This window comes from Bradyrhizobium sp. 482_C4_N1_8, from assembly GCF_052075965.1.
GTDB lineage: Bacteria > Pseudomonadota > Alphaproteobacteria > Rhizobiales > Xanthobacteraceae > Bradyrhizobium > Bradyrhizobium barranii.
The window spans coordinates 4,429,186-4,449,605 of record NZ_CP197231.1; the positions used below are offsets into that span (position 1 = coordinate 4,429,186).

The following is a 20,420-nucleotide window of genomic DNA, read 5'->3' on the forward strand; positions in this document are numbered from 1 at the left end:
TTCGGACACTGAGACACAAGTCTCGTTGCGCGCCAGGTTGCCGTGTCAATTAACCGGGAACAGCAACGCGACAGTAGTTCGCAGGGACCAGGCCGGAGCGCCGGTCGGACGTATCACGTTGTAATAGGCTTGAATCGATGCGTTGATCGGTTGATCACCCACTCTGAAAACCCGACCGATACCGCCGCCGACCGGCACTGTCCACCGCTCCCCCGACGCCGCGAGCCAATCCGCGGTGATGATGGGTGATGTGTTCAGGTACCAGCCGTGCGCCATGTTGTAGTTGGCGAAGGGCTGGGCGAGGAAGGCGTTGACGGGCGGTCGCAGTGGATTGCCGCCGACCGACCACTGGTTATTTAGCAATACACCGATCACCCAATGTGGCGGCGTGACCACTAACACGGCCGTTGGGCCGAACAAGAATTTACCGGTCCCGAGGATGGGATCGTTTGCGGACGGAACGGTGAAGACTGGTCCCACGCCCCAGATCAGCGGCCCGGGATGCACGGGGGACACAAACAACGATTGAGTAATGTCGCCAATCCCGTTGGTGCTACTGTCGAAGAACGGACTCGGCTGGCTCACCAACGGAATGATGGTACGTGAGATTACGTTCCAGTCATCGTTTAAATGCATGGGCACGACGGGTTGAATGTTGAGTACTTCCTGGGTGCGATTGAATGGTCCGGTATTGAAATTGGTGTTGCTCTGAAACGGCACGCTGACCAAATCCGCGATCGGGTTTTGTGATTTCTTCTGTAGATCTTCGTCGTCTGAAGGCTCGTGGGAATGCTTCGGCGCCTCGGCCACCGCAGGAAGGCCGCTTTCGAATTTATAATTGATGCCAGCTTTGACCATTTGTAGGTCGCGGTTCAAAGCGACCGAGGGGACGGTGGGAGAACTCCAGTTCGATAGCCCAAGATAATCGTATTCGAGTTTGACGGTCCAATGCGACTTGAAGCCGTATTCGATGCCAGCGCCCGCCAACCAGCCGGTGTTCGTGCTGGTCCCGTTCCAAGCGGCGCCGGGGAGGTTCAAAGTAGCGCTGCTGTTGACCCAGCCGCCGCCAAGCTTGGCGAATACGAGCCATCGATCATCCACGAGGCCGACACGGCCCGCCACGGTGCCGATCCAGTGTTGATCTACAAAGGCTAATGTCGGAGCAGGAAAGACCGGATGACCGAAGCCGGCTCCATCGAACTCACCTTCGACACCAAACAGAAAGTGGCCGGCCTGGAAGTTATAGCCCGCCTGCACGCCTCCAACGAATTCGGTCAGGCCGCCATACAGATTGTTGCCGGGAATGTTCAGGCTGCCGTTGGACCATCCCCCACCGAAGTTGGCACCAACATAAAACCCTCCCCAATTATACAAAGGTGCCGCGATTGGTGCTTTGTATATCGGAGCTTTGACAGGCAGGTCGGACGCAAGAGCGGGTCCGCTCAACAATCCTGCCGCGATGCAAATGAGGAAAACTCTCTGCACTGTCGCCTCCTCAAGGTCGGCCACAACTCGCAAACATATGACCAAGAAGGTCTCTGACCAATCAACTTGTTTGATCTGCATCAAGCCTAGCTTGCAATGTCGATGCAGGTGACATTTCGGTCACAACGAAATTGAGGATCTTCGTGCCGCTTCGTGTTCTTTAAGTGAACATTGTTGTCTGACTTTGCGATCGTCTCCTGTTTGAGAACGCGCTGGGCGATCTGGCAGTGAAGCATCGGAATTTGTGCCCATGGCGGTCATCAGCACCGCAATAGAAGTTTCGGCTAGCGGGGAGGTTGCTGCGTAGCCGGCTTCCCCATGCCTTGGCCGTACAGGGCCTTGGCGTAATCGCCTCTGGCGTGAGCATCGACGGCATCCTCGAATAGGCCAGCGGCCACAGGTGCGGCGAAGACTGACGCTAGAACGACGCCGACGAGCGTGAGTTTGAGGTTCATCGTCTGGCAACTTTGCTCTTGGTCACACTCGATTACCAATAAGCAGTCGTGAGGCTTATGCGACCTAACAACGGTTGGCATCGCGTTGCAGCAAGAGACGCCGGCGAACGGCGATGCGAGCTTGCTTTTCTCACTCGTTGTTGGGGTCCGAAAATAGAATCAGTGGCACAAAATGCATACTCAACAATTCCAGCTATGAGAGGGTTGCAGTAGGTCTGCCGTGGCGCCCGATCGGACTTGGGTTACCGAATGTGGCTCTTTGGTCGCAGCATTGATCTTTCTTGCGATAGATCTATCCCCGTTGAATTTTACATGATGAGCCCCGATCGCCTCGGGGGTACGCTGTCGCCGGATTGTATTCGGAGGTAACACATCTTACGAGGCACGACATGACAGTGAGCATTGCACTGGCGGCGGGGCAGAGTGAGCGATCGAAATCAGCACGTCGACGCAGACTTGGCGTTGCTGCATTCGTCCTGACGTCCGCGATCGTTGGTTTTTCCCATTGTGCGTTGGCCGATGAAGGCGGCGTCAGCTTCTGGGTCCCCGGTTTCTTTGGAAGTCTGGCGGCCACGCCGCAGCAGCCGGGTTGGTCGCTGGCAAACATCTACTATCACACCTCTGTCTCCGCCGGCGCCGACGTCGCGCGTGCGCGCGAGTTCACGCTCAACAGGGTTCCGGCCAATGTTACCCTCGACGCAAAACTGAATTTGAACGTCAACGCCACGGGCGATCTTGGCTTTGTGATCCCAACCTATGTATTCGCGACGCCGGTTCTCGGCGGCCAGGCGTCGGTGTCCCTGTTAGCAGCCTACGGCGTCGTCGGCACCAGCCTGGCAGGCACCTTGTCAGGCGTGCTCACGGGCCCTCTCGGCAACAACGTCCCCTTCGCGCGGTCCGACACCATCAGCGACACCACATGGGGCTTTGGGGATGTAGCGCCGGTATTCCAATTGCGCTGGAACGCCGGGGTCCACAACTACATGACCTATATCATGGGCGACATCCCGGTTGGCGCTTACCAATCCGATCGCCTGTCGAATATAGGCATCGGACACAGCGCGATCGACGTCGGCGGCGGCTACACCTATTTCAATCCGCAGACCGGCCACGAATTCTCCGGCGTGCTCGGCTTCACCTACAATTTCAAGAACACTGCAACGCAGTATCAGAATGGCGTCGACATGCACTTCGACTGGGGTGCATCGCAATTCCTGTCGAAGCAGGTCATGGTTGGCCTCGTGGGCTATGTCTATAAGGAGCTCGGCTGCGACAGCGGTTCAGGCGACCGCGTCGGCTGCTTCCAGTCCCAAGTGGTCGGCATCGGCCCCCAGATTGGATTCCTGTTTCCGGTCGGCGACATGCAGGGCTATCTCAATTTAAAGGCTTACGGTGAGTTCGCTGCGGAAAACCGGCCATCAGGCTGGAATACCTGGGTCACCTTCTCTATCTCGCCGCCCGCGCCCGGAGCACCTCCGACGACAAAGCCCATCGTTAGAAAATATTAGCAGCAACCAAGCTGCGGCTTGTCAGTTTGCTGATCATTCTTTGCAACACGCGGGCAACCGGTGGCACCTGGTCCCCGTCGAAGCTCGTTCCGGTGACCACCAGCGAGGCCGTAGTGCCTGCGCGTAGCAGGCGTCGCCTTCGCGCGCGATTTGCGATCTCGCCCGCCGCGCCTGAAAGTACCGTCACGCCGACCCGGCACATGGTGACGAAGCGAGGCACGCGCCCTTGACCCTCCGCCTTCGGGGAAGGGCGGCACGTAGCCAGGTTGCGATCCGACCGCTAATTCACCGTCAGTTTCACGCCGAGCCGCCCCGCAAGCTCCTGCACGAACTGCCAGGCGACGCGGCCCGAGCGGGAGCCGCGCGTGGTCGACCATTCCAGCGCCTCGCGCTCCAGCGCCTCGTCATCGACCTCAATGCCGAAATGGCTGCAATAGCCTCGCACCATGGCGAGATATTCGTCCTGGCTGCAGCGGTGGAAGCCGAGCCACAGGCCGAAGCGATCGGACAACGAGACCTTCTCCTCGACCGCTTCGCCAGGATTGATCGCGGTCGAGCGCTCGTTCTCGATCATCTCGCGCGCCAGCAGATGGCGGCGGTTGGAAGTGGCGTAGAGGATGACGTTCTCGGGCCGGCCCTCGATGCCGCCTTCGAGCACGGCCTTGAGCGACTTGTAGGACGCATCATTGCCGTCGAAGGAGAGGTCGTCGCAGAACACGATGAAGTAGAAGGACGAGGCGCGAAGCTGTTCCATCAGCGCGGGCAGGCTCTCGATGTCCTCGCGATGGATCTCGATCAGCTTCAGCTTATCGGCGGCCTTGCGCTCCGCGTTGATGCTGGCATGCGCCGCCTTCACGAGCGACGACTTGCCCATGCCGCGCGCGCCCCAGAGCAGGGCATTGTTGGCCGGCAGGCCGTTGGCGAAACGCTCGGTGTTCTCCATAAGGATGTCGCGCATCCGGTCGACGCCCTTCAGCAGGAACAGCTCGACGCGGCTGACCCGCGGCACTGCAGCGAGGCGGCCGTCGGGGTGCCAGACATAGGCGTCCGCCCGCTCGAACGATTCGCGTTCGGCGGCCGGCTTGCCCTGGGCGGCGAGGTGCGCCGCGATCGTCTCCAGCGCGCGGACGATACGATCCTGGGAGAGGTCCGGGGCTGCCTTATCGACTGCCTTGGGGGTTGCCTTGGGACGTTTTGCCGCGACGCGGGCAGGCGTCCTGGCAGGGGTGCGGGGGCCTTTGCCGGCCGGGCTTTTGCTTGGTTTTTTGGGCATGTCCGAAGTTCCTGAGAATGCAGCCTTATCGGGCCTGACGGCGCGCCGCAAGATGGCCAAATCGACGGTCTGGCAGCGTTGCAATTGGGGCAATGGCCGCTATAGTCCGCGCGAATTTGACCGAACCGGTCGCCTTTGAGGGCCTGACCGGTTTTCCCCCGTTTCCACGAGGATCGTCCGAATGTTCATTACCCCTGCGTATGCCCAGGCCGCGGGCGCCGGCGACACCAACAGCATGTTGATGTCGCTGCTGCCGTTCGCCCTGATCTTCGTGATCATGTACTTCCTGATTCTGCGCCCGCAGCAGAAGAAGGTGCGCGACCATGCCGACCTCGTGAAGAACATCCGCCGCGGCGACACCGTCGTGACCTCGGGCGGCCTCGTCGGCAAGGTCACCAAGGTCGTCGACGACGACCAGATCGAGTTCGAGATTTCCGACGGCGTGCGCGTGCGGCAGATGCGCCAGATGATCTCGGGCGTGCGCGCGAAGGGCGAGCCGGCCAAGGAATCCAAGGATAGCAAGGAAGCAGCCAAGGACGACGCCGCGTCGAAGTGAGCGCTTCCGCGAGCATCCCAATCTCCTGATCTGACAGGTCCAGTCGATGTTGTATTTCACGCGGTGGAAGGCGCTCGGGATTATCCTGACGGCGCTGATCGTGTGCCTCTGCGCGGTGCCGAACTTCTTCCCCGAAGCGCAGGTCAAGACCTGGCCCGCCTGGGCGCAGCGCCGGCTCGTGCTCGGCCTCGACCTCCAGGGCGGCTCCTATCTGCTGCTCGAGGTCGATTCCAGCTATGTGAAGAAGGAGAGGCTGGACCAGGTCCGCGACGACGTCCGCCGGACGCTGCGCGATGCCAAGATCGGATTCACCGGCGGCGTGACCGTGCGCAACGACGCGGCCGAGGTTCGCATCACCAAGGAATCCGACGTGCAGCCGGCGCTCGCCAAGCTGCGCGAGCTGTCCCAGCCACTGGGCGGACTGATGGGATCCAGCGGTCAGCGCGACCTTGAGGTGACCGATGCCGGCGGCGGCGTGATCCGCCTGGCGATTCCGCAGGCTGCGATGCTCGACCGCATGCGCAAGACCATCGAGCAGTCGATTCAGATCGTCGAGCGCCGCGTCAACGAGCTCGGCACCGTCGAGCCGGTCATCCAGCGCCAGGGCAACGACCGAATCCTGGTGCAGGTCCCAGGTCTTCAGGATCCGACCCGCCTGAAGGAATTGCTCGGCAAGACCGCGAAGATGGAATTCCGCATGGTCGATGCGTCCGTGCCGCCGGATCAGGCGCAGCAGGGACGGTTGCCGCCGGAATCCGAGCTGCTGATGAGCGCCTCGCCGCCGCCCACGCCCTATGTAGTCAAGAAGCAGGTGCTGGTCGCCGGTGGCGACCTGACCGACGCCCAGGCGAGCTTCGACCAGCGGACCGGTGAGCCGGTCGTCAGCTTCAAGTTCAACACCTCGGGCGCGCGCAAGTTCGCGCAGGCCACGCAGGAAAACGTCGGGCTGCCCTTCGCGATCGTGCTCGACAACAAGGTGATCTCGGCGCCCGTCATCCGCGAGCCCATCACCGGTGGTCAGGGCCAGATCTCCGGCAATTTCACGGTGCAATCGGCCAACGATCTCGCGATCCTGTTGCGCGCCGGCGCGCTTCCGGCCCCGCTCACGGTGGTCGAGGAGCGCACCGTCGGTCCGGGCCTCGGCCAGGACTCGATCGAGAAGGGTGAGCTTGCGGCTTACGTCGGCTCGATCCTGGTCATCATCTTCATGCTTCTGACCTACCGGCTGTTCGGGGTGTTCGCGAACATCGCGGTGGCGATCAACGTCGCCATGATCTTCGGCCTGTTGTCGCTGCTCAACGCCACGCTGACGCTGCCCGGTATCGCCGGCATCGTGCTCACCGTCGGCATCGCGGTCGACTCCAACGTGCTGATCTACGAGCGCATCCGTGAGGAGCTGCGGGGTGGCCGCAATGCGATTTCGGCGATCGACGCCGGCTTCAAGCGGGCGCTTGCGACCATCCTCGATTCCAACATCACCACCTTCATTGCCGCCGCCGTGTTGTTCTACATCGGCACCGGCCCGGTGCGCGGCTTTGCCGTGACGCTCGGCATCGGCATCATCACCACGGTGTTCACCGCCTTCACGCTGACCCGGCTGATCGTAGCCTGGTGGGTGCGGTGGAAGCGGCCGCAGAGCGTGCCGATCTAGGAGCTAAGACCGTGACTCACTACGTTCTCATCGGGCTTGGCATTCTCATTGCCGTTCTCACCGTGGTCGCAGCGCTCGGGCTGCTGCCGTCGCTGCGTATCGTCCCGGACGATACGCATTTCGACTTCACGCGCTTCCGCCGGATCAGCTTCCCGATCTCGGCGGCGCTGTCGATCGTCGCGATCACGCTGTTCTTCACCCATGGCCTGAATTTCGGCATCGACTTCCGCGGCGGCACGCTGCTGGAAGTGCAGGCCAAGTCCGGCGCCGCCGACATCGCCGCGATGCGCACGACGCTCGATGCCTTGCATCTCGGCGAAGTCCAGTTGCAGCAGTTCGGCGGCCCCGAGAACGTCCTGATCCGCGTCGCGGAGCAGCCGGGCGGCGACGCCGCCCAGCAGGAAGCCGTGCAGAAGGTGCGCGGCGCGCTCGGCGATTCCGTCGAATATCGCCGCGTCGAGGTCGTTGGACCGCGCGTGTCCGGCGAGCTGCTGGCCTACGGCATGCTCGGCCTGATGCTCGCGATCGTCTCGATCCTGATCTACCTCTGGTTCCGCTTCGAATGGCAGTTCGCGCTGGGCGCCATGATCGCCAACGTGCACGACATCGTGCTGACGATCGGCTTCATGTCGATCAGCCAGGTCGATTTCGACCTGACCAGCATCGCGGCCCTTCTGACCATTCTGGGCTATTCGCTCAACGACACCGTCGTCATCTACGACCGTATCCGCGAAATGCTGCGCCGCTACAAGAAGATGCCGATGCCGCAGCTGCTCAACGAGTCGATCAACTCGACCCTGTCGCGTTCGATCATCACCCACTTCACCGTGACGCTGGCGCTGTTGGCTTTGCTGCTGTTTGGCGGCCATGCCATCCACAGCTTCACCGCGGTGATGATGTTCGGCGTGGTGCTGGTCGGCACCTATACCTCGATCTTCATCGCGGCCCCGATCCTGATCTATCTCGGCGTCGGCGAGCATCGCGAAGATGCGCCCGATACGGCTACGCCGGCGAAGAAAAACAAGGCATGATCCGAACCGCGTGCCCTCGCAGCCGTTTGCGAGGGCAGTAAGCTCATTCGGACGAAGCACATGGCCGGCGATCCCAACGCACCGCATTTTCCCCGCTCGGCGCCGATCGAAGCCTATGGCAAGGGCGGCTTCGCCTTTGCCGGCATGTCGCATCGGGGATCGCTGCTCTGCCTGCCCGACGCGATCTGGGCCTGGGACGTGACGGACCCGACGAAGATCGACCGCTATTCGCTGGATCGCGTCTTCACGGCGGCCAACAGCATCGACACGCTCCTGATCGGCACCGGAACCGGCGTCTGGCTGCCGCCGCCGGACCTGCGGCAAGCGCTGAAGGCGGTGAGGGTGGTGCTGGATACGATGCAGACCGGTCCCGCCGTGCGCACCTACAACATCATGATCGGCGAGCGGCGCCGCGTCGCGGCCGCGCTGATCGCCGTGCCATGAGCAGCGCTGCGCCTCCGGCCGATTCCGTCGCCTTCTGCGCCGGCCTCGTGCGCAGCCATGACTTTCCGCGCTATGCCGCAACGCTGTTTGCGCCGGCCGCCGAGCGCCAGGCGCTGCTGGCGCTCTATGCCTTCAATGTCGAGATCGTCCGCGTCCGCGACCAGGTGAGCCAGCCCTTGCCCGGCGAAATCCGCCTGCAATGGTGGACCGACATGCTGTCGGGCCACGTCCACGGCAGCGCCGAGGGCAACCCGGTGGCGGCGGAGCTATTGCGTGCGATCAGTGATTTCGACCTGCCGGTCGAGCCGTTGTCGCTGCTCGCCGACGAGCATCAGTTCGATCTCTACAACGATCCGATGCCGACCATGGCGGCTCTGGAGGGTTATCTGGACGCGACCTGTTCGGCATTGTTTGCCCTCGCGGCGCGGGTCATGGCGCTGCCTTCGGAGGCGGCCGAGCATGTCGCAAGGCATGCCGGGCTCGCCCAGGGCATCGCGCAGGTGATTGCGAATCTGCCGCGCGACTCGGCGCACCGGCAACTGTTCCTGCCGCAGCAGCTGCTGGCGGCCCATGGCTGCCAGATGGAGGACGTGTTCGCCGGCAAGGAGACGCCAAATCTGCATGCGGTGCTCAGCCAGCTCGTGGGCGAAGCCGAGCAGCATTTGACGACGGCCTTGTCGTTGTTGCCGGAGGTGCCGGCGCCGGCACGGCCAGCGTTTCTGCTGCTGAGCCAAGTGCGGGGTGACCTCAAGCGCCTGTCGCAACCCGGGCGCAATCCGTTTGCGCCGCAGCCCCCGTCGCGGCTGCGCACGCTATGGACGCTGTGGCGGGCTTCACGTTCCCGGGAATTTACCAAATAGCGGCCGGCTTATCGCCTCAAACGGCCAAATGCTCTATGCTGTCCTATGGCTGAATTGTCCGAAAATACGTCCTCCAATCTCAGCGGCTTGCCGGTCGCTCTGGGCGACATTCATGCCGCCGCCGACACCATCCGCGGCGCCGTCGTCGAGACGCCGTGTAGCTACAGCCGCACGCTGAGCAACATCTGCGGTTGCGACATCTGGCTGAAATTCGAAAACCTCCAGTTCACCTCCTCGTTCAAGGAGCGGGGTGCGCTCAACCGGCTCACCGCGCTGACGCCGGAGGAGCGTGCGCGCGGCGTCATCGCGATGTCGGCGGGCAACCATGCGCAGGGCGTCGCCTATCACGCCAAGCGGCTCGGCATTCCCGCCACCATCGTCATGCCGGTCGGCACGCCCATGGTGAAGGTCGAGAACACCAAGCACCACGGCGCCGAAGTGGTGGTGACGGGCGCGACGCTGGAGGAGGCGGCCGCGTATGCGCGCAGCCATGGCGAGGCCCGCGGCATGATCTTCGTGCACCCCTACGACGACCCGCTCGTCATCGCGGGGCAGGGCACTGTCGGGCTCGAGATGCTGAAGGCGGTGCCGGAGCTCGATACGCTGGTGGTCCCGATCGGCGGCGGCGGCCTGATCAGCGGCATCGGCATTGCCGCGAAATCGATCAAGCCGACAGTGCGGATTCTTGGCGTCGAGGCCTGGCTCTACCCCTCGATGTACAACGCCATCCATGACGGCAATCTGCCGGCGCGCGGCGACACGCTCGCCGAAGGCATCGCGGTGAAATCGCCGGGCAAGATCACGACCGAGATCGTCCGCCGCCTCGTCGATGACATCGCGCTGGTGAACGAAGCCGAACTCGAGCGTGCGGTCGCGACCCTGATCTCGATCGAGAAGACCGTCGTCGAGGGCGCCGGCGCCGCCGGGCTTGCCGCGCTGATGTCCGATACGTCCCGCTTTGCCGGCCAGAAGGTCGGCCTCGTCCTGAGTGGCGGCAACATCGACACGCGGCTAATCGCCTCCGTTCTGACGCGTGAGCTGGCGCGCGAGGGGCGGCTGACCCAGCTGTCGCTCGACATCCCCGACAGGCCCGGACAATTGGCTGCCGTCGCCTCACTGCTGGCCGAGGCCGGCGCCAACATCATCGAGGTCTCGCATCAGCGGACCTTCTCCGACCTGCCGGCCAAGGCAACGCTGCTCCAGCTCGTCATCGAGACCCGCGACAGCGCGCATCTCGACGAGGTCATGGCCAAGCTCGGCGCATCCGGCTTGAGCGCGCGCTGTACCTGAGTGGCGCGCGCCGCTATCGCGGCGCCAAACCCGCGAGGTGGCCGATCAGCCGATCGATCTCGGCTTCCGTATTGTAGTAATGCGGGGAGGCCCGCACGACCGGCGGCAGCGAGCGGATTTCGGCATCGATACGGGTGCTCCCCGGATCTGAAGCGCCGATGGTGATGCCCGCCGCAGCGGCGCTGCTGACGATGGCGTCCGCCCCATATCCATCCAGCGTGAAGCTGACGATGGCGCCCGGTGCGCGTCCGAGGTCGCGAATGGTCACTCCGCGAACGGAGGCGAGGCCGCCGCGAAGACGGTCCGCAAGCAGTCGGCAGCGCTGCGCGATCGGGCCGAGGCCGATCGCGAGGGCATAATCGATGGCAGTGCCGAGACCGAGACGTGCCGCGTAATTGTTCTCCCATGTCTCGAAACGGCGCGCGTCGTCACGCAACCGATATTCATCGCGCGAGACCCAGGGCGCGGCGAAGTGATCGATCATCGGCGGCTCGAACCGTTGCAGCATCTCGCGGCGGACGTAGAGAAAGCCCGTGCCACGCGGGCCGCGGAGGAATTTGCGCCCCGTCGCCGACAGCATGTCACAGCCGATGGCGTCGACGTCGACCGTCATCTGGCCGACCGCCTGACAGGCGTCGAGCAGATAGGGAATCCCGTGCGCCCGCGCGATCTTGCCGATCGCCGCCGCGGGATTGACCAATCCGCCATTGGTCGGAACCCAGGTGATGGCGATCAGCTTCACGCGCTCGTCGATCATGCGCTCGAGCGCGTGGACGTCGAGCTCGCCGCTGGCATCGCTCGGCACCACATCGATGATCGCGCCCGTGCGCCTTGCGACCTGAAGAAACGCGACGTAGTTCGCAGCGTATTCCGCTTCGGCGGTCAGGATCCGATCGCCCTGGCGAAACGGAAGCGCGTAGAACGCCATCTGCCAGGCAATTGTCGCGTTCTCCATGAGGGCGATCTCGTCGGGGCCGGCATTCAGCAGGCGCGCTACGGAGCCGTAGACCGCATCGAGCCGGTCGGACTCGCGGTCGGCAGCGGCATAACCTCCGATCTCGCTCTCCAGGTCGATGTGGTCCTTCATTGCCGCGACGACGGCAGTTGGCATGAGGGCCGCGCCGGCATTGTGGAGATAAGCGAGGCGGAAGGCGGCCGGGGTGTCGGAACGTATCCGGTCGATGTCGATCAAGTGCTGGTCTCCGCCTCTGCTGTCCCGATCCCAAGAATTAGGCGCGTTGACGAGCGCGAGCAAGTTCATGTGAAGCTTGGAACAAAATGCCTGATTATTGCCTCGTCTTGGTATCGGATTCCAAATCGGCGGCCTTTCTCCCCGGATTTTGAGAAACCCGGTGACTTCGAACGCTATATCTTCCCGGATCGGGAAACAGACCATGCAAGAGAAGACGCAATCCCGCTCAATGACCGGGACGCTCAGGACCAACATCACCCGACGGATCGACCTCACGACGCTCAGGTTGTTCATCGCCATCTGTGAGGAAGGCAATTTGACGCGCGCCTCACAGCGCGAGGCGATCGCGCCCTCTGCTGTCAGCAAGCGCATGCATGATCTCGAGGAGGTGCTCGAGGTCGCGCTGTTCGAGCGGCATCCGAACGGCATGGCGCTGACGCCGGCCGGTGAATCGCTGCTGCATCATGCGCGCGTGACGCTGCTCAACGTCGAGAAGATCGCCGTCGACATGGCCGAGCATGCGCGCGGCGTGCGCGGGCATGTGCGGATGCTGGCCAATCTGTCGTCGATCGTCGAATTCCTTCCCGACGATCTGCCCGGCTTCTTTCGCTCACACGAGCTGGTGCGGCTCGATCTGCAGGAGCGCCCCAGCGCCGATGTCGTTCGCGGCGTCGAGGAGGGCGTCGCCGAAATCGGCATCTGCTCGGCAGACGTTTCGACGCGCGGGCTGGAGCGGTTCTCCTATCGGCGAGACCGCCTCGTCATCGTGGTGCGCACGGATCATCCGCTTGCGTCGGCAAGAGACGTTTCGTTCGCCGACACACTCGACTACGACCATGTCGGCCTGTTTGCGACCAGCTCGATCTATCTGCGCTCGCAATACACCGCGCAGCAGATCGGCAAGTCGATCCGGTTGCGAGTCCACGTCCCGGGTTTTGATGCGGTGTGCCGGATGGTGCAGGCCGGCATGGGCATCGGCCTCATTCCCGACCGTGCGTTCCAGGTTCTCAGTCACGGCATGAATCTGACGGCCGTCGAGTTGAGCGACGACTGGGCTGATCGCGAACTGGTGCTGGTAGCCAGGGATCCCGCGGGATTGTCGGCGACGAGCCAGTTGATGCTCGATCATCTGCGATCGCCCGGAACCAAACCTCACTGATGCCGCCCTTCGTGTCGTTCGTCATCCGCGAACGCGTGTTCATCAAAGGGTATTGGACTTAGGGCCCTGCGCTCGGCGACACCACGATCAAAGACGATCGAGGAGCGCCAGACGTGGACGGACCATTATCCGGAATACGAGTCGTCGAACTCGGAACTTTGATCGCGGCACCATTTGCCGCGCGGCTCTTTGCTGAGTTCGGCGCCGAAGTCATCAAGATCGAACAGCCGGGCAGCGGGGATCCGTTGCGCAGATGGCGTAAGCTGCATCAGGGCACCTCGCTCTGGTGGTACCTGCAATCCCGCAACAAGAAGTCGATCGCGATCGATCTGAAATCGCCTGACGGGCGGGACGTGGCGCTTCGGCTGGCCGCGCAAGCCGACGTCGTGATCGAGAATTTCAAGCCAGGGAGCCTCGAGAAACTCGGCCTCGGCTGGGACGTGCTCTCAAAGCTCAATCCGGACCTGACACTGGTCCGCATCTCCGGCTACGGGCAGACCGGCCCTTACCGCGATCGCTCCGGGTTCGGCGCGATCGGCGAGGCCATGGGCGGGCTGCGCTTCACCACCGGCGATCCCGACAGCCCGCCGGCCCGGGTCGGCATCAGTATCGGCGACAGCCTTGCGTCGCTTCATGGCGTGATCGGCGCGCTGATGTCGCTGCTCCGAGTCAAGACAGGGCAGGGGCGAGGGCAGGTGGTCGACGTCTCGCTCTACGAGAGCGTGTTCAACCTGATGGAGAGTCTCGTCCCCGAATATGACCTCATGGGTCATGTCAGGACCCGCACCGGCGGCGCCCTGCCGGGCATCAGTCCATCCAATACATATCCCAGCTCCGACGGGCGCCATGTCGTGATCGCCGGCAACAGCGACGCGATCTTCAAGCGCTTGATGCTGGTCATCGGGCGTCCGGACCTTGCCGACGATCCGGCCCTTGCCAGCAATGACGGACGTGTCCGCGGCAACGACTTGCTCGATGCTGCCATCGCGGCATGGACCTCGGAGCGAACGATGGACGAGATCCTCGCACGTCTCGATGCGGCGGATGTTCCTGCAGGCCGGATCTATTCTGTCGCGGACATCGTCGAGGACCCCCATTACGCCGCCCGCGACATGATCCTGTCGACCGAGCTGCCGGGCGACGTCACCGTAAAGATGCCGGGCATCGCGCCGAAGCTCTCCGACACCCCGGGCGTAGTCAAATGGCCTGGCCCCACGCTGGGACAGCATACCGACGAGGTGCTCGCGGGCCTCGGCTTGCAGGCAGGCGATATCGCGCAGCTGCGCCGCAGCGGAGCGGTGCAATGACGGCAACGCCACCGGACATCCTGATCCAGGAGGTCGCTCCGCGCGACGGCCTTCAGATCGAAGCGAAATTGGTCGAAACCAGCGAAAAAATCCGGCTGATCAATTCGCTCTCTGCGATCGGCTTCAGTCGCATTGAGGTCTCGTCGTTCGTGTCAGCGGCGGCCGTGCCGTCGCTGCGCGACGCCGCGGACGTCTTCGCTGGCATCGAGCGGCGGCCCGGTACGATCTATGCGGCGCTGATCCCGAACCGGAAGGGCGCCGAGCTGGCGCTGGCCGCACGCGCCGACGAGCTCAATTTCGTGATGTCGGCGAGTGAAACGCACAACCGCGCGAACATGAACATGACGCATGCGGTGTCGCTGGCGTCGCTCGGCGAGATCGTGAAGCCGGCCCATGCAGGCGGCGCGTTGGTCAACGCGACGGTTGCGACCGCGTTCGGCTGTCCGTTCGAAGGCCTGCAGCCTCTCGAGAAGGTGCTCGATATCGTCAAGCGCTATCTCGATCTCGGGGTCGACGGCGTCACGCTCGCCGATACCACGGGCATGGCCAATCCCAAGCAGGTTTCGCAGCTGGTTGCCGAGGTCTTGATGCTGGTCCATGCGGACATGCTCACGCTTCACTTCCACAACACGCGCGGTCTTGGGCTGGTTAACGTCCTCGCGGCCTATGACACCGGCGCGCGCCGCTTTGACGCCGCGCTGGGCGGCCTCGGCGGATGTCCATTTGCGCCGGGCGCCACCGGCAATGTCTGTACCGAAGACCTCGTCAATCTCTGCCACGAGACGGGCCTGCGAACCGGTCTCGATCTGCAGCGCTTGATCGATCTCTCGTTCCGATTGCCTGGACTGGTCGGACACGAGGTGCCGGGGCAGGTCGCCAAGGCCGGCCGTCCCCTCGATCTGCATCCCATACCCGAGCGGCTGCGACGCTCGGGCTGAGCGACCACGATCAAAATTCAAAACACATTGGAGGAAACCATGACGATTGCCACGGCGGCGACTGCCGACCTCGATACTGGACTCACAGAGCATCAGGTTATCAAGAAGATTGCGTGGCGGCTGATGCCGCTGATCATCGTCTGCTACTTCTTTGCGTTCTTCGACCGCGTCAACATCAGCTTCGCCAAGGCTGCGCTCCAGGCCGATCTCGGCCTCAGCAACACAGCCTACGGATTTGGCGCCAGCCTGTTCGTCGTTGGTTACGTCCTGCTGGAAGTGCCGAGCAACATGCTGCTCTACCGCTTCGGCGCGCGGCGCTGGATCGCCCGCATCATGATTTCCTGGGGGCTGGCGACGGCAGCGATGGTCTTCGTTCATAGCGAGTGGCAGTTCTATGCGCTGCGCTTCGTGATCGGCGCCATGGAGGCGGGATTTGCGCCCGGCATTCTCTATTACCTGACACTCTGGTTTCCAAAATCGCATCGCGGCCGCATGACGTCCGTGTTTTTTCTCGCCACTGCATTCTCGGGGATCATCGGCGCACCGATCTCGGGTCTCATCCTCAACTACCTGAACGGGCTGCACGGTCTGGCCGGTTGGCAATGGCTGTTTCTGGCCGGCGGCATTCCCTGCGTTGCGCTGGGCTTCGTCGTGCTGCTGCGCTTCGACGACGGGATCGAGCAGGCCGAATGGTTGAGCGACGACGAGCGCCGGTTGATCTCGGTTCAGCTGGACCGCCAGAAGACCGAGATCGGCGAGCATTCGGCGTGGCGCTCGCTGCTCATGCCCGGCGTGCTGCTGCTCGGATTCATCTACTTCCTGATCCAGATCGCCTCCTACGGCCTCAATTTCTGGGCGCCCGACCTGATCAAGGCGGCCGGCGGAGGCAGTGCAGCCGCGATCGGCTTCCTGACCGCCGTACCCTATATCTGCGGCGCCATCTGCATGATCGTCGTAGGCCGATTGTCGGATGCATCGGGCGAGCGCCCGAAATTTGTCGCAGCCTTGATTCTGACCGCGGCCGTGGGCTTCTTCGCGTCCGGTGTATTCGACAGGAACGTCGTCACGCTGGTTGGCGCGCTTGCCATTCTCGGCGCCGGTGTTGTCGCGGCCATTCCGACATTCTGGACGCTGCCTCCGAAAATTCTCACCGGTGCGGGGGCGGCGAGCGGGATCGCGCTCATCAACACGCTGGGGCAGGTCGGCGGCATCGTCAGCCCGGTCATGGTTGGCTCGGTCAAGGATGTGACCGGCAGCACGACACCCGCGCTCTATGTCATTGGCGGCTTGTGCGTGCTCTGTGCGTTGCTGCTGCTGACGGTGCTTCCGCGAGACCTGAAAGCCAGGGACGTGGCGGAACCCCGGGTCGCATAGGCCGCGGCATTGGCGCGCCTTGGTGAGGCGCATTCAAGAGGGTATCTAGGCGAAAGACATCGCACCGCCGTCCATTCTCAATGGATGGCGGTGTGATGGCCTGGAACCGAAGGGGACGCGCAATGGCGAAGAACACGATTTGCCTCTGGTACGACAAGGACGCCGAGGCGGCCGCCCGCTTCTATGCCGAGACGTTCCCCGACAGCGCAGTGAGCGCCATCCACCGCGCGCCCAGCGATTACCCCTCCGGCAGGGCGGGCGATGTGCTGACCGTCGAGTTCACGGTTGCCGGCGTTGCCTGTCTCGGCCTCAACGGCGGTCCGATTTTCAAGCACAACGAGGCTTTCTCGTTCCAGATCGCCACCGACGATCAGGAGGAGACCGACCGCTACTGGAACGCCATCATCGGCAATGGCGGGCAGGAGAGCGCCTGCGGCTGGTGCAAGGACAGATGGGGCCTCTCCTGGCAGATCACGCCGCGGGTGTTGACCGAGGCACTGGCGGCCGGCGGTGCCGAGGCGAAGCGCGCCTTCGATGCGATGATGGGCATGACGAAGATCGATGTCGCCGCGATCGAGGCCGCGCGCCACGGCTGAAATTATCTCGTCTCAGATACAGAGGCCGAGCAGCTTGACGTGGCAGCCGCTGGATTTCGGTTTGCTGGCGGGCGCGGCCTCGCGCTTCACGGCAACCAGCGGCTCCTCGTCCTTCTTGCCTTTACCTTTGCCCTTGCCCTTCGGCTCGTAGTCGCCCGCGATCACCATGGCCCAATAGGTTCGCTTGCCGCTGGCATTCTTGGCGCTTGCGATGCCGACGCGGGAGGCGTTGTGCAGCAGCAGGTTCTTGCGATGCCCGGACGAGTCGATCCACTGTCCCAGCGTCTTCTCGAAATTGTCGTAGCCGTAGGCGATGTTCTCGGCCGCGCGGCCCGCGCCGGCCGGTGCGACGCGCCGGTTGAACGGGCCGAGCGCGTCGTGGCTGAGGTCGTCCTTCGCCGCCATCGCGCGGGCCTGGTCCATGGCGATGCGGTCGAGGATCGAATCGCGGACGACGCGGACTTCACCGTTCTTAAGGCGAAAGCTGGAGATCAGCTCGGCCGGGGAGTCGGCCATCGCGGGCGCGGCCGCGAGCAGCAGAAGGCCAGCGATCACGCTGCCAACCACACGATGCATCATCATCCCCCGAATGCCCATGACCCGCCGCCCGAATGATCCGATCGCTTCTCTATCGCCAATGTGGACGCTTCAAGGCGCGCGCAGCCCGTCAGCTCGCCGGCAGGTCGGCCTCGAAGTTGAAACGGTCCCGCAGGTTCTTCCGCTGTTCCAGGATGTCCTTGAGGAAGGCGCGGTCCTGGTCGTTCTTCATCATCGGCTCGATCAGGTCGAGCTGGTTCATGGCGACCAGTTGCAGGATCTCGGTCCGCGGCTTGCCGCTGGTATCGCGGGGCAGCGCGTGTACGACCTGGATGTGCTCCGGCGGCTTGGGACCTTTGGCGGCCGAAAGCTCGCTGCGAAGCTCGCCTTCAAGCGTGGCCTGATCGGCCTCGACGAAGGCATAGAGCCCGACGCCGGAGCGGCGGTCGGCGAAGGCGACGATGGCGGTGTCGCGCACGGCCGGGTTCTTGCGGATCAGCTCGGCCAGCACCGGCGCGTCGTTGACCAGCCGGCGGCCGCCGCCCTCGCGGTCGGTGAAGTTGAACAGGCCGCGCGTGATCGCGCGATAGACCTTCTTGCCGGTCGCGAGCCACAGGCTGGCGGCGAATGATTTCTTCGCCAGGATCTTTCGCTCGCGCGGCGTCAGCGCCTCGGGTGCATAGGAACGCTTGTGCTTGAGCAGATGCCGCAGGTCCTCGTAGGCGAGGATGCGGTAGAGCCGGCCACGTCGGTTGAAGCAGGCCGCGAGCTGGAAGTCGGTCACGTAGGCGCGGCCGTCGCGGCCGACCAGCCAGTTCTGCTCCTTGGCGAGATCGTTGTGGCAGATGCCGGCGCGGCGCAGCCGGCGTAGCGCCGCCTTGGCCGAGCGGAAATAGGCGAGGTCGCCATGCGGCTTGGCCAGATGCAGGGCAACGCCGTCGACAAAGCCGCGTACCAGGGCGCGGCGTCCGGCCCACAGCAGCTCGGGGCCGACGTTCAGGCCTTTTGCAAGAACGAGTGCGTGTTTCTCGCGCGCGAACAGATGACGGGCCAGGAGGAATGACCACCACGGCACCTCGTCGAGCCGGCGCAGCACGGCGTCGACCTCGCCGCTATCGCCGCGGAAGCGGCCACGCTCGACGGTCGAGAACACGTCGCGCTTGAGCAGCACGCCCTCGGTCCAGAGCGCCGATAGTGTCGCGGCGTCGTCTTTGGGAAGACTCATCGATAACTCACGCGGCTGCGGCGATGCGCAAATGATCGGCGATCCAGCGATCGAGATCGGCGAGCGCCAATGCGCTCATCGCCTGCTTCTTGGCCACCGTCTTCTCGTTGCCGCGCAGGCGCGTGCCGTCGGGCTTCTTCGTCGGCGCGCTCGCGAGCGGCGGGAACAGGCCGAAATTGATGTTCATCGGCTGGAACGAGCGCGTACCGGGCTCGATGGTCTCGATATGGCCGCCGGTGATGTGACCGAGCAGCGATCCCAGTGCCGTCGTAGCAGGCGGGCTCGCCAGCGTTTCGCCGCGCGCATCCGCTGCCGCATAGAGACCGGCGATCAGGCCGACGCTGGCGGATTCCACATAGCCCTCGCAGCCGGTCATCTGACCGGCAAAGCGCAGCCGCGGCTGCGCGCGCAGGCGCAGCTGGCCGTCGAGCAGCTTTGGCGAATTGAGGAAGGTGTTGCGATGCAGGCCGCCGAGGCGGGCGAATTCGGCCTTCTCCAGCCCCGGAATGCTGCGGAAGATGCGCTGCTGCTCGCCGTATTTCAGCTTCGTCTGGAATCCGACGATGTTGTAGAGCGTGCCGAGCTTGTTGTCCTGGCGCAGCTGCACGATCGCGTAGGCCTTCGTGGTGGGATCGTGCGGGTTGGTGAGGCCGACCGGCTTCATCGGGCCGTGACGCAACGTCTCGGGGCCGCGCTCGGCCATCACCTCGATCGGCAGGCAGCCGTCGAAATAGGGCGTGTTGGTCTCCCATTCCTTGAACTCGGTCTTCTCGCCCGCGATCAGCGCGGCGACGAAGCCGTCATACTGCTCCTTCGTCATGGGGCAGTTGATGTAGTCGGCGCCGGTGCCGCCGGGACCGACCTTGTCATAGCGCGACTGGAACCAGGCCACTGACATGTCGATGGACTCGCGATGCACGATCGGCGCGATCGCGTCGAAGAAAGCGAGCGCGTTCTCGTCGGTCAATTCGCGGATCGCGTCGGCCAGCGGGGCGGAGGTGAGGGGGCCGGTCGCCACGATCACGTTGCTCCAATCGGCCGGCGGCAGGCCGGAAACCTCGCCACGGGCGATCTCGATCAGGGGGTGGTCGTTGAGCGCCTTGGTGACGGCCGCCGAGAAGCCGTCGCGGTCGACCGCGAGCGCGCCGCCGGCGGGCACCTGGTTGGCGTCGGCCGCGCGCATGATCAGCGAGCCGAGCCGGCGCATTTCAGCGTGCAGCAGGCCGACGGCGTTGTTGGCGGCGTCGTCCGAGCGGAACGAATTGGAGCAGACGAGCTCGGCGAGCCCATCGGTGCGGTGCGCCTCGGTCATGCGGTCCGGCCGCATCTCGTGCAGCACCACGGGTACGCCGGATTTGGCGACCTGCCAGGCAGCTTCGGAACCGGCAAGGCCAGCGCCGATCACGTGCACAATGTTGGATTGGGGTCCTGTCATGGGGCGGACAGGTAGCGCTTTTCGGCGGTCAGTGGAATCGCCGAGATGGAGTTTTCTGCCATCAGAAACGACAACGCCCGCACGAGGCGGGCGCTATCGGTTCG

At 63.8% G+C, this 20,420-nt stretch carries 18 protein-coding genes; 12 read left to right on the forward strand and 6 right to left on the reverse strand.

From position 1 onward, the window contains the following. Window positions 1–45: 45 nt before the first annotated feature. The gene (locus AB7Z56_RS21135; protein ID WP_354131602.1) at window positions 46–1,566 is read right to left on the reverse strand and encodes an outer membrane protein; all 1,521 of its coding nucleotides are present in this window, start codon (window positions 1,564–1,566) and stop codon (window positions 46–48) included. Between the two features lie 763 nt (window positions 1,567–2,329). Here AB7Z56_RS21135 and AB7Z56_RS21140 point away from each other — a divergent pair. Continuing rightward, window positions 2,330–3,448, forward strand: coding sequence for a SphA family protein (locus tag AB7Z56_RS21140; protein ID WP_244623043.1), 1,119 nt, complete (start codon window positions 2,330–2,332; stop codon window positions 3,446–3,448). A 280-nt stretch (window positions 3,449–3,728) separates the two neighbouring features. On the opposite strand, the gene AB7Z56_RS21145 is transcribed toward AB7Z56_RS21140, so the two are convergent. Next, window positions 3,729–4,721: an ATP-binding protein gene (locus tag AB7Z56_RS21145; protein WP_354131569.1), complete on the reverse strand. Its 993-nt coding sequence runs from the start codon at window positions 4,719–4,721 to the stop codon at window positions 3,729–3,731. 181 nt (window positions 4,722–4,902) lie between these two features. Here AB7Z56_RS21145 and yajC point away from each other — a divergent pair, with 181 nt between their 5' ends. From yajC to AB7Z56_RS21175, 6 genes are read left to right on the forward strand one after another with little or no spacing between them, the layout of a single operon-like run. Next, window positions 4,903–5,277 carry a preprotein translocase subunit YajC gene (gene yajC, locus AB7Z56_RS21150; protein WP_071913636.1) on the forward strand — a complete coding sequence of 125 codons (375 nt, stop codon included), beginning with the start codon at window positions 4,903–4,905 and terminating at the stop codon, window positions 5,275–5,277. A gap of 46 nt (window positions 5,278–5,323) precedes the next feature. Continuing rightward, the gene (secD, locus tag AB7Z56_RS21155) at window positions 5,324–6,928 is read left to right on the forward strand and encodes a protein translocase subunit SecD (RefSeq protein ID WP_071913639.1); all 1,605 of its coding nucleotides are present in this window, start codon (window positions 5,324–5,326) and stop codon (window positions 6,926–6,928) included. An 11-nt stretch (window positions 6,929–6,939) separates the two neighbouring features. Then, the gene (gene secF / locus AB7Z56_RS21160) at window positions 6,940–7,959 is read left to right on the forward strand and encodes a protein translocase subunit SecF (protein ID WP_028152341.1); all 1,020 of its coding nucleotides are present in this window, start codon (window positions 6,940–6,942) and stop codon (window positions 7,957–7,959) included. A gap of 60 nt (window positions 7,960–8,019) precedes the next feature. Continuing rightward, window positions 8,020–8,403 carry an Mth938-like domain-containing protein gene (locus AB7Z56_RS21165; RefSeq protein ID WP_028152342.1) on the forward strand — a complete coding sequence of 128 codons (384 nt, stop codon included), beginning with the start codon at window positions 8,020–8,022 and terminating at the stop codon, window positions 8,401–8,403. Then, entirely contained in the window at window positions 8,400–9,263 is an 864-nt protein-coding gene (locus AB7Z56_RS21170; protein ID WP_354131568.1) for a phytoene/squalene synthase family protein, read from the forward strand. Before AB7Z56_RS21165 ends, AB7Z56_RS21170 begins: the two co-directional genes overlap by 4 nt. Window positions 9,264–9,308: 45 nt before the next feature. Beyond that, window positions 9,309–10,553 carry a threonine ammonia-lyase gene (locus AB7Z56_RS21175; RefSeq protein WP_354131567.1) on the forward strand — a complete coding sequence of 415 codons (1,245 nt, stop codon included), beginning with the start codon at window positions 9,309–9,311 and terminating at the stop codon, window positions 10,551–10,553. 13 nt (window positions 10,554–10,566) lie between these two features. Here the strand turns inward: AB7Z56_RS21175 and AB7Z56_RS21180 are convergent, their stop codons facing one another. Next, window positions 10,567–11,745 (reverse strand): aminotransferase class V-fold PLP-dependent enzyme, encoded by a 1,179-nt coding sequence (locus tag AB7Z56_RS21180; protein WP_441256409.1) that lies wholly within the window; start codon window positions 11,743–11,745, stop codon window positions 10,567–10,569. 202 nt (window positions 11,746–11,947) lie between these two features. Between AB7Z56_RS21180 and AB7Z56_RS21185 the strand changes: the two genes are divergently transcribed. The 5 genes from AB7Z56_RS21185 to AB7Z56_RS21205 all read left to right on the forward strand — a co-directional run bounded on the left by AB7Z56_RS21185 (window position 11,948) and on the right by AB7Z56_RS21205 (window position 17,119). Next, window positions 11,948–12,904: a LysR family transcriptional regulator gene (locus AB7Z56_RS21185; protein WP_354131565.1), complete on the forward strand. Its 957-nt coding sequence runs from the start codon at window positions 11,948–11,950 to the stop codon at window positions 12,902–12,904. Window positions 12,905–13,017: 113 nt separating this feature from the next. After that, on the forward strand, window positions 13,018–14,211 hold the full coding sequence (locus AB7Z56_RS21190; protein ID WP_354131564.1) for a CaiB/BaiF CoA transferase family protein: 1,194 nt from the start codon (window positions 13,018–13,020) through the stop codon (window positions 14,209–14,211). Next, window positions 14,208–15,149, forward strand: coding sequence for a hydroxymethylglutaryl-CoA lyase (locus AB7Z56_RS21195; protein WP_354131563.1), 942 nt, complete (start codon window positions 14,208–14,210; stop codon window positions 15,147–15,149). Before AB7Z56_RS21190 ends, AB7Z56_RS21195 begins: the two co-directional genes overlap by 4 nt. A 39-nt stretch (window positions 15,150–15,188) precedes the next feature. After that, complete coding sequence (locus AB7Z56_RS21200) at window positions 15,189–16,523, forward strand: MFS transporter (protein ID WP_283016588.1); 1,335 nt, start codon at window positions 15,189–15,191, stop codon at window positions 16,521–16,523. A 122-nt stretch (window positions 16,524–16,645) separates the two neighbouring features. Continuing rightward, complete coding sequence (locus AB7Z56_RS21205; RefSeq protein ID WP_283016587.1) at window positions 16,646–17,119, forward strand: VOC family protein; 474 nt, start codon at window positions 16,646–16,648, stop codon at window positions 17,117–17,119. Between the two features lie 12 nt (window positions 17,120–17,131). Here AB7Z56_RS21205 and AB7Z56_RS21210 read toward each other — a convergent pair whose 3' ends face one another. From AB7Z56_RS21210 to trmFO, 3 genes are all read right to left on the reverse strand, one after another. Beyond that, on the reverse strand, window positions 17,132–17,695 hold the full coding sequence (locus tag AB7Z56_RS21210; protein ID WP_208073856.1) for a CAP domain-containing protein: 564 nt from the start codon (window positions 17,693–17,695) through the stop codon (window positions 17,132–17,134). Window positions 17,696–17,786: 91 nt separating this feature from the next. Continuing rightward, on the reverse strand, window positions 17,787–18,881 hold the full coding sequence (locus tag AB7Z56_RS21215; RefSeq protein ID WP_283016586.1) for an AMP-binding enzyme: 1,095 nt from the start codon (window positions 18,879–18,881) through the stop codon (window positions 17,787–17,789). A 7-nt stretch (window positions 18,882–18,888) separates the two neighbouring features. Further along, complete coding sequence (gene trmFO / locus AB7Z56_RS21220) at window positions 18,889–20,316, reverse strand: methylenetetrahydrofolate--tRNA-(uracil(54)-C(5))-methyltransferase (FADH(2)-oxidizing) TrmFO (RefSeq protein ID WP_063983139.1); 1,428 nt, start codon at window positions 20,314–20,316, stop codon at window positions 18,889–18,891. Between the last annotated feature and the right edge of the window lie 104 nt (window positions 20,317–20,420).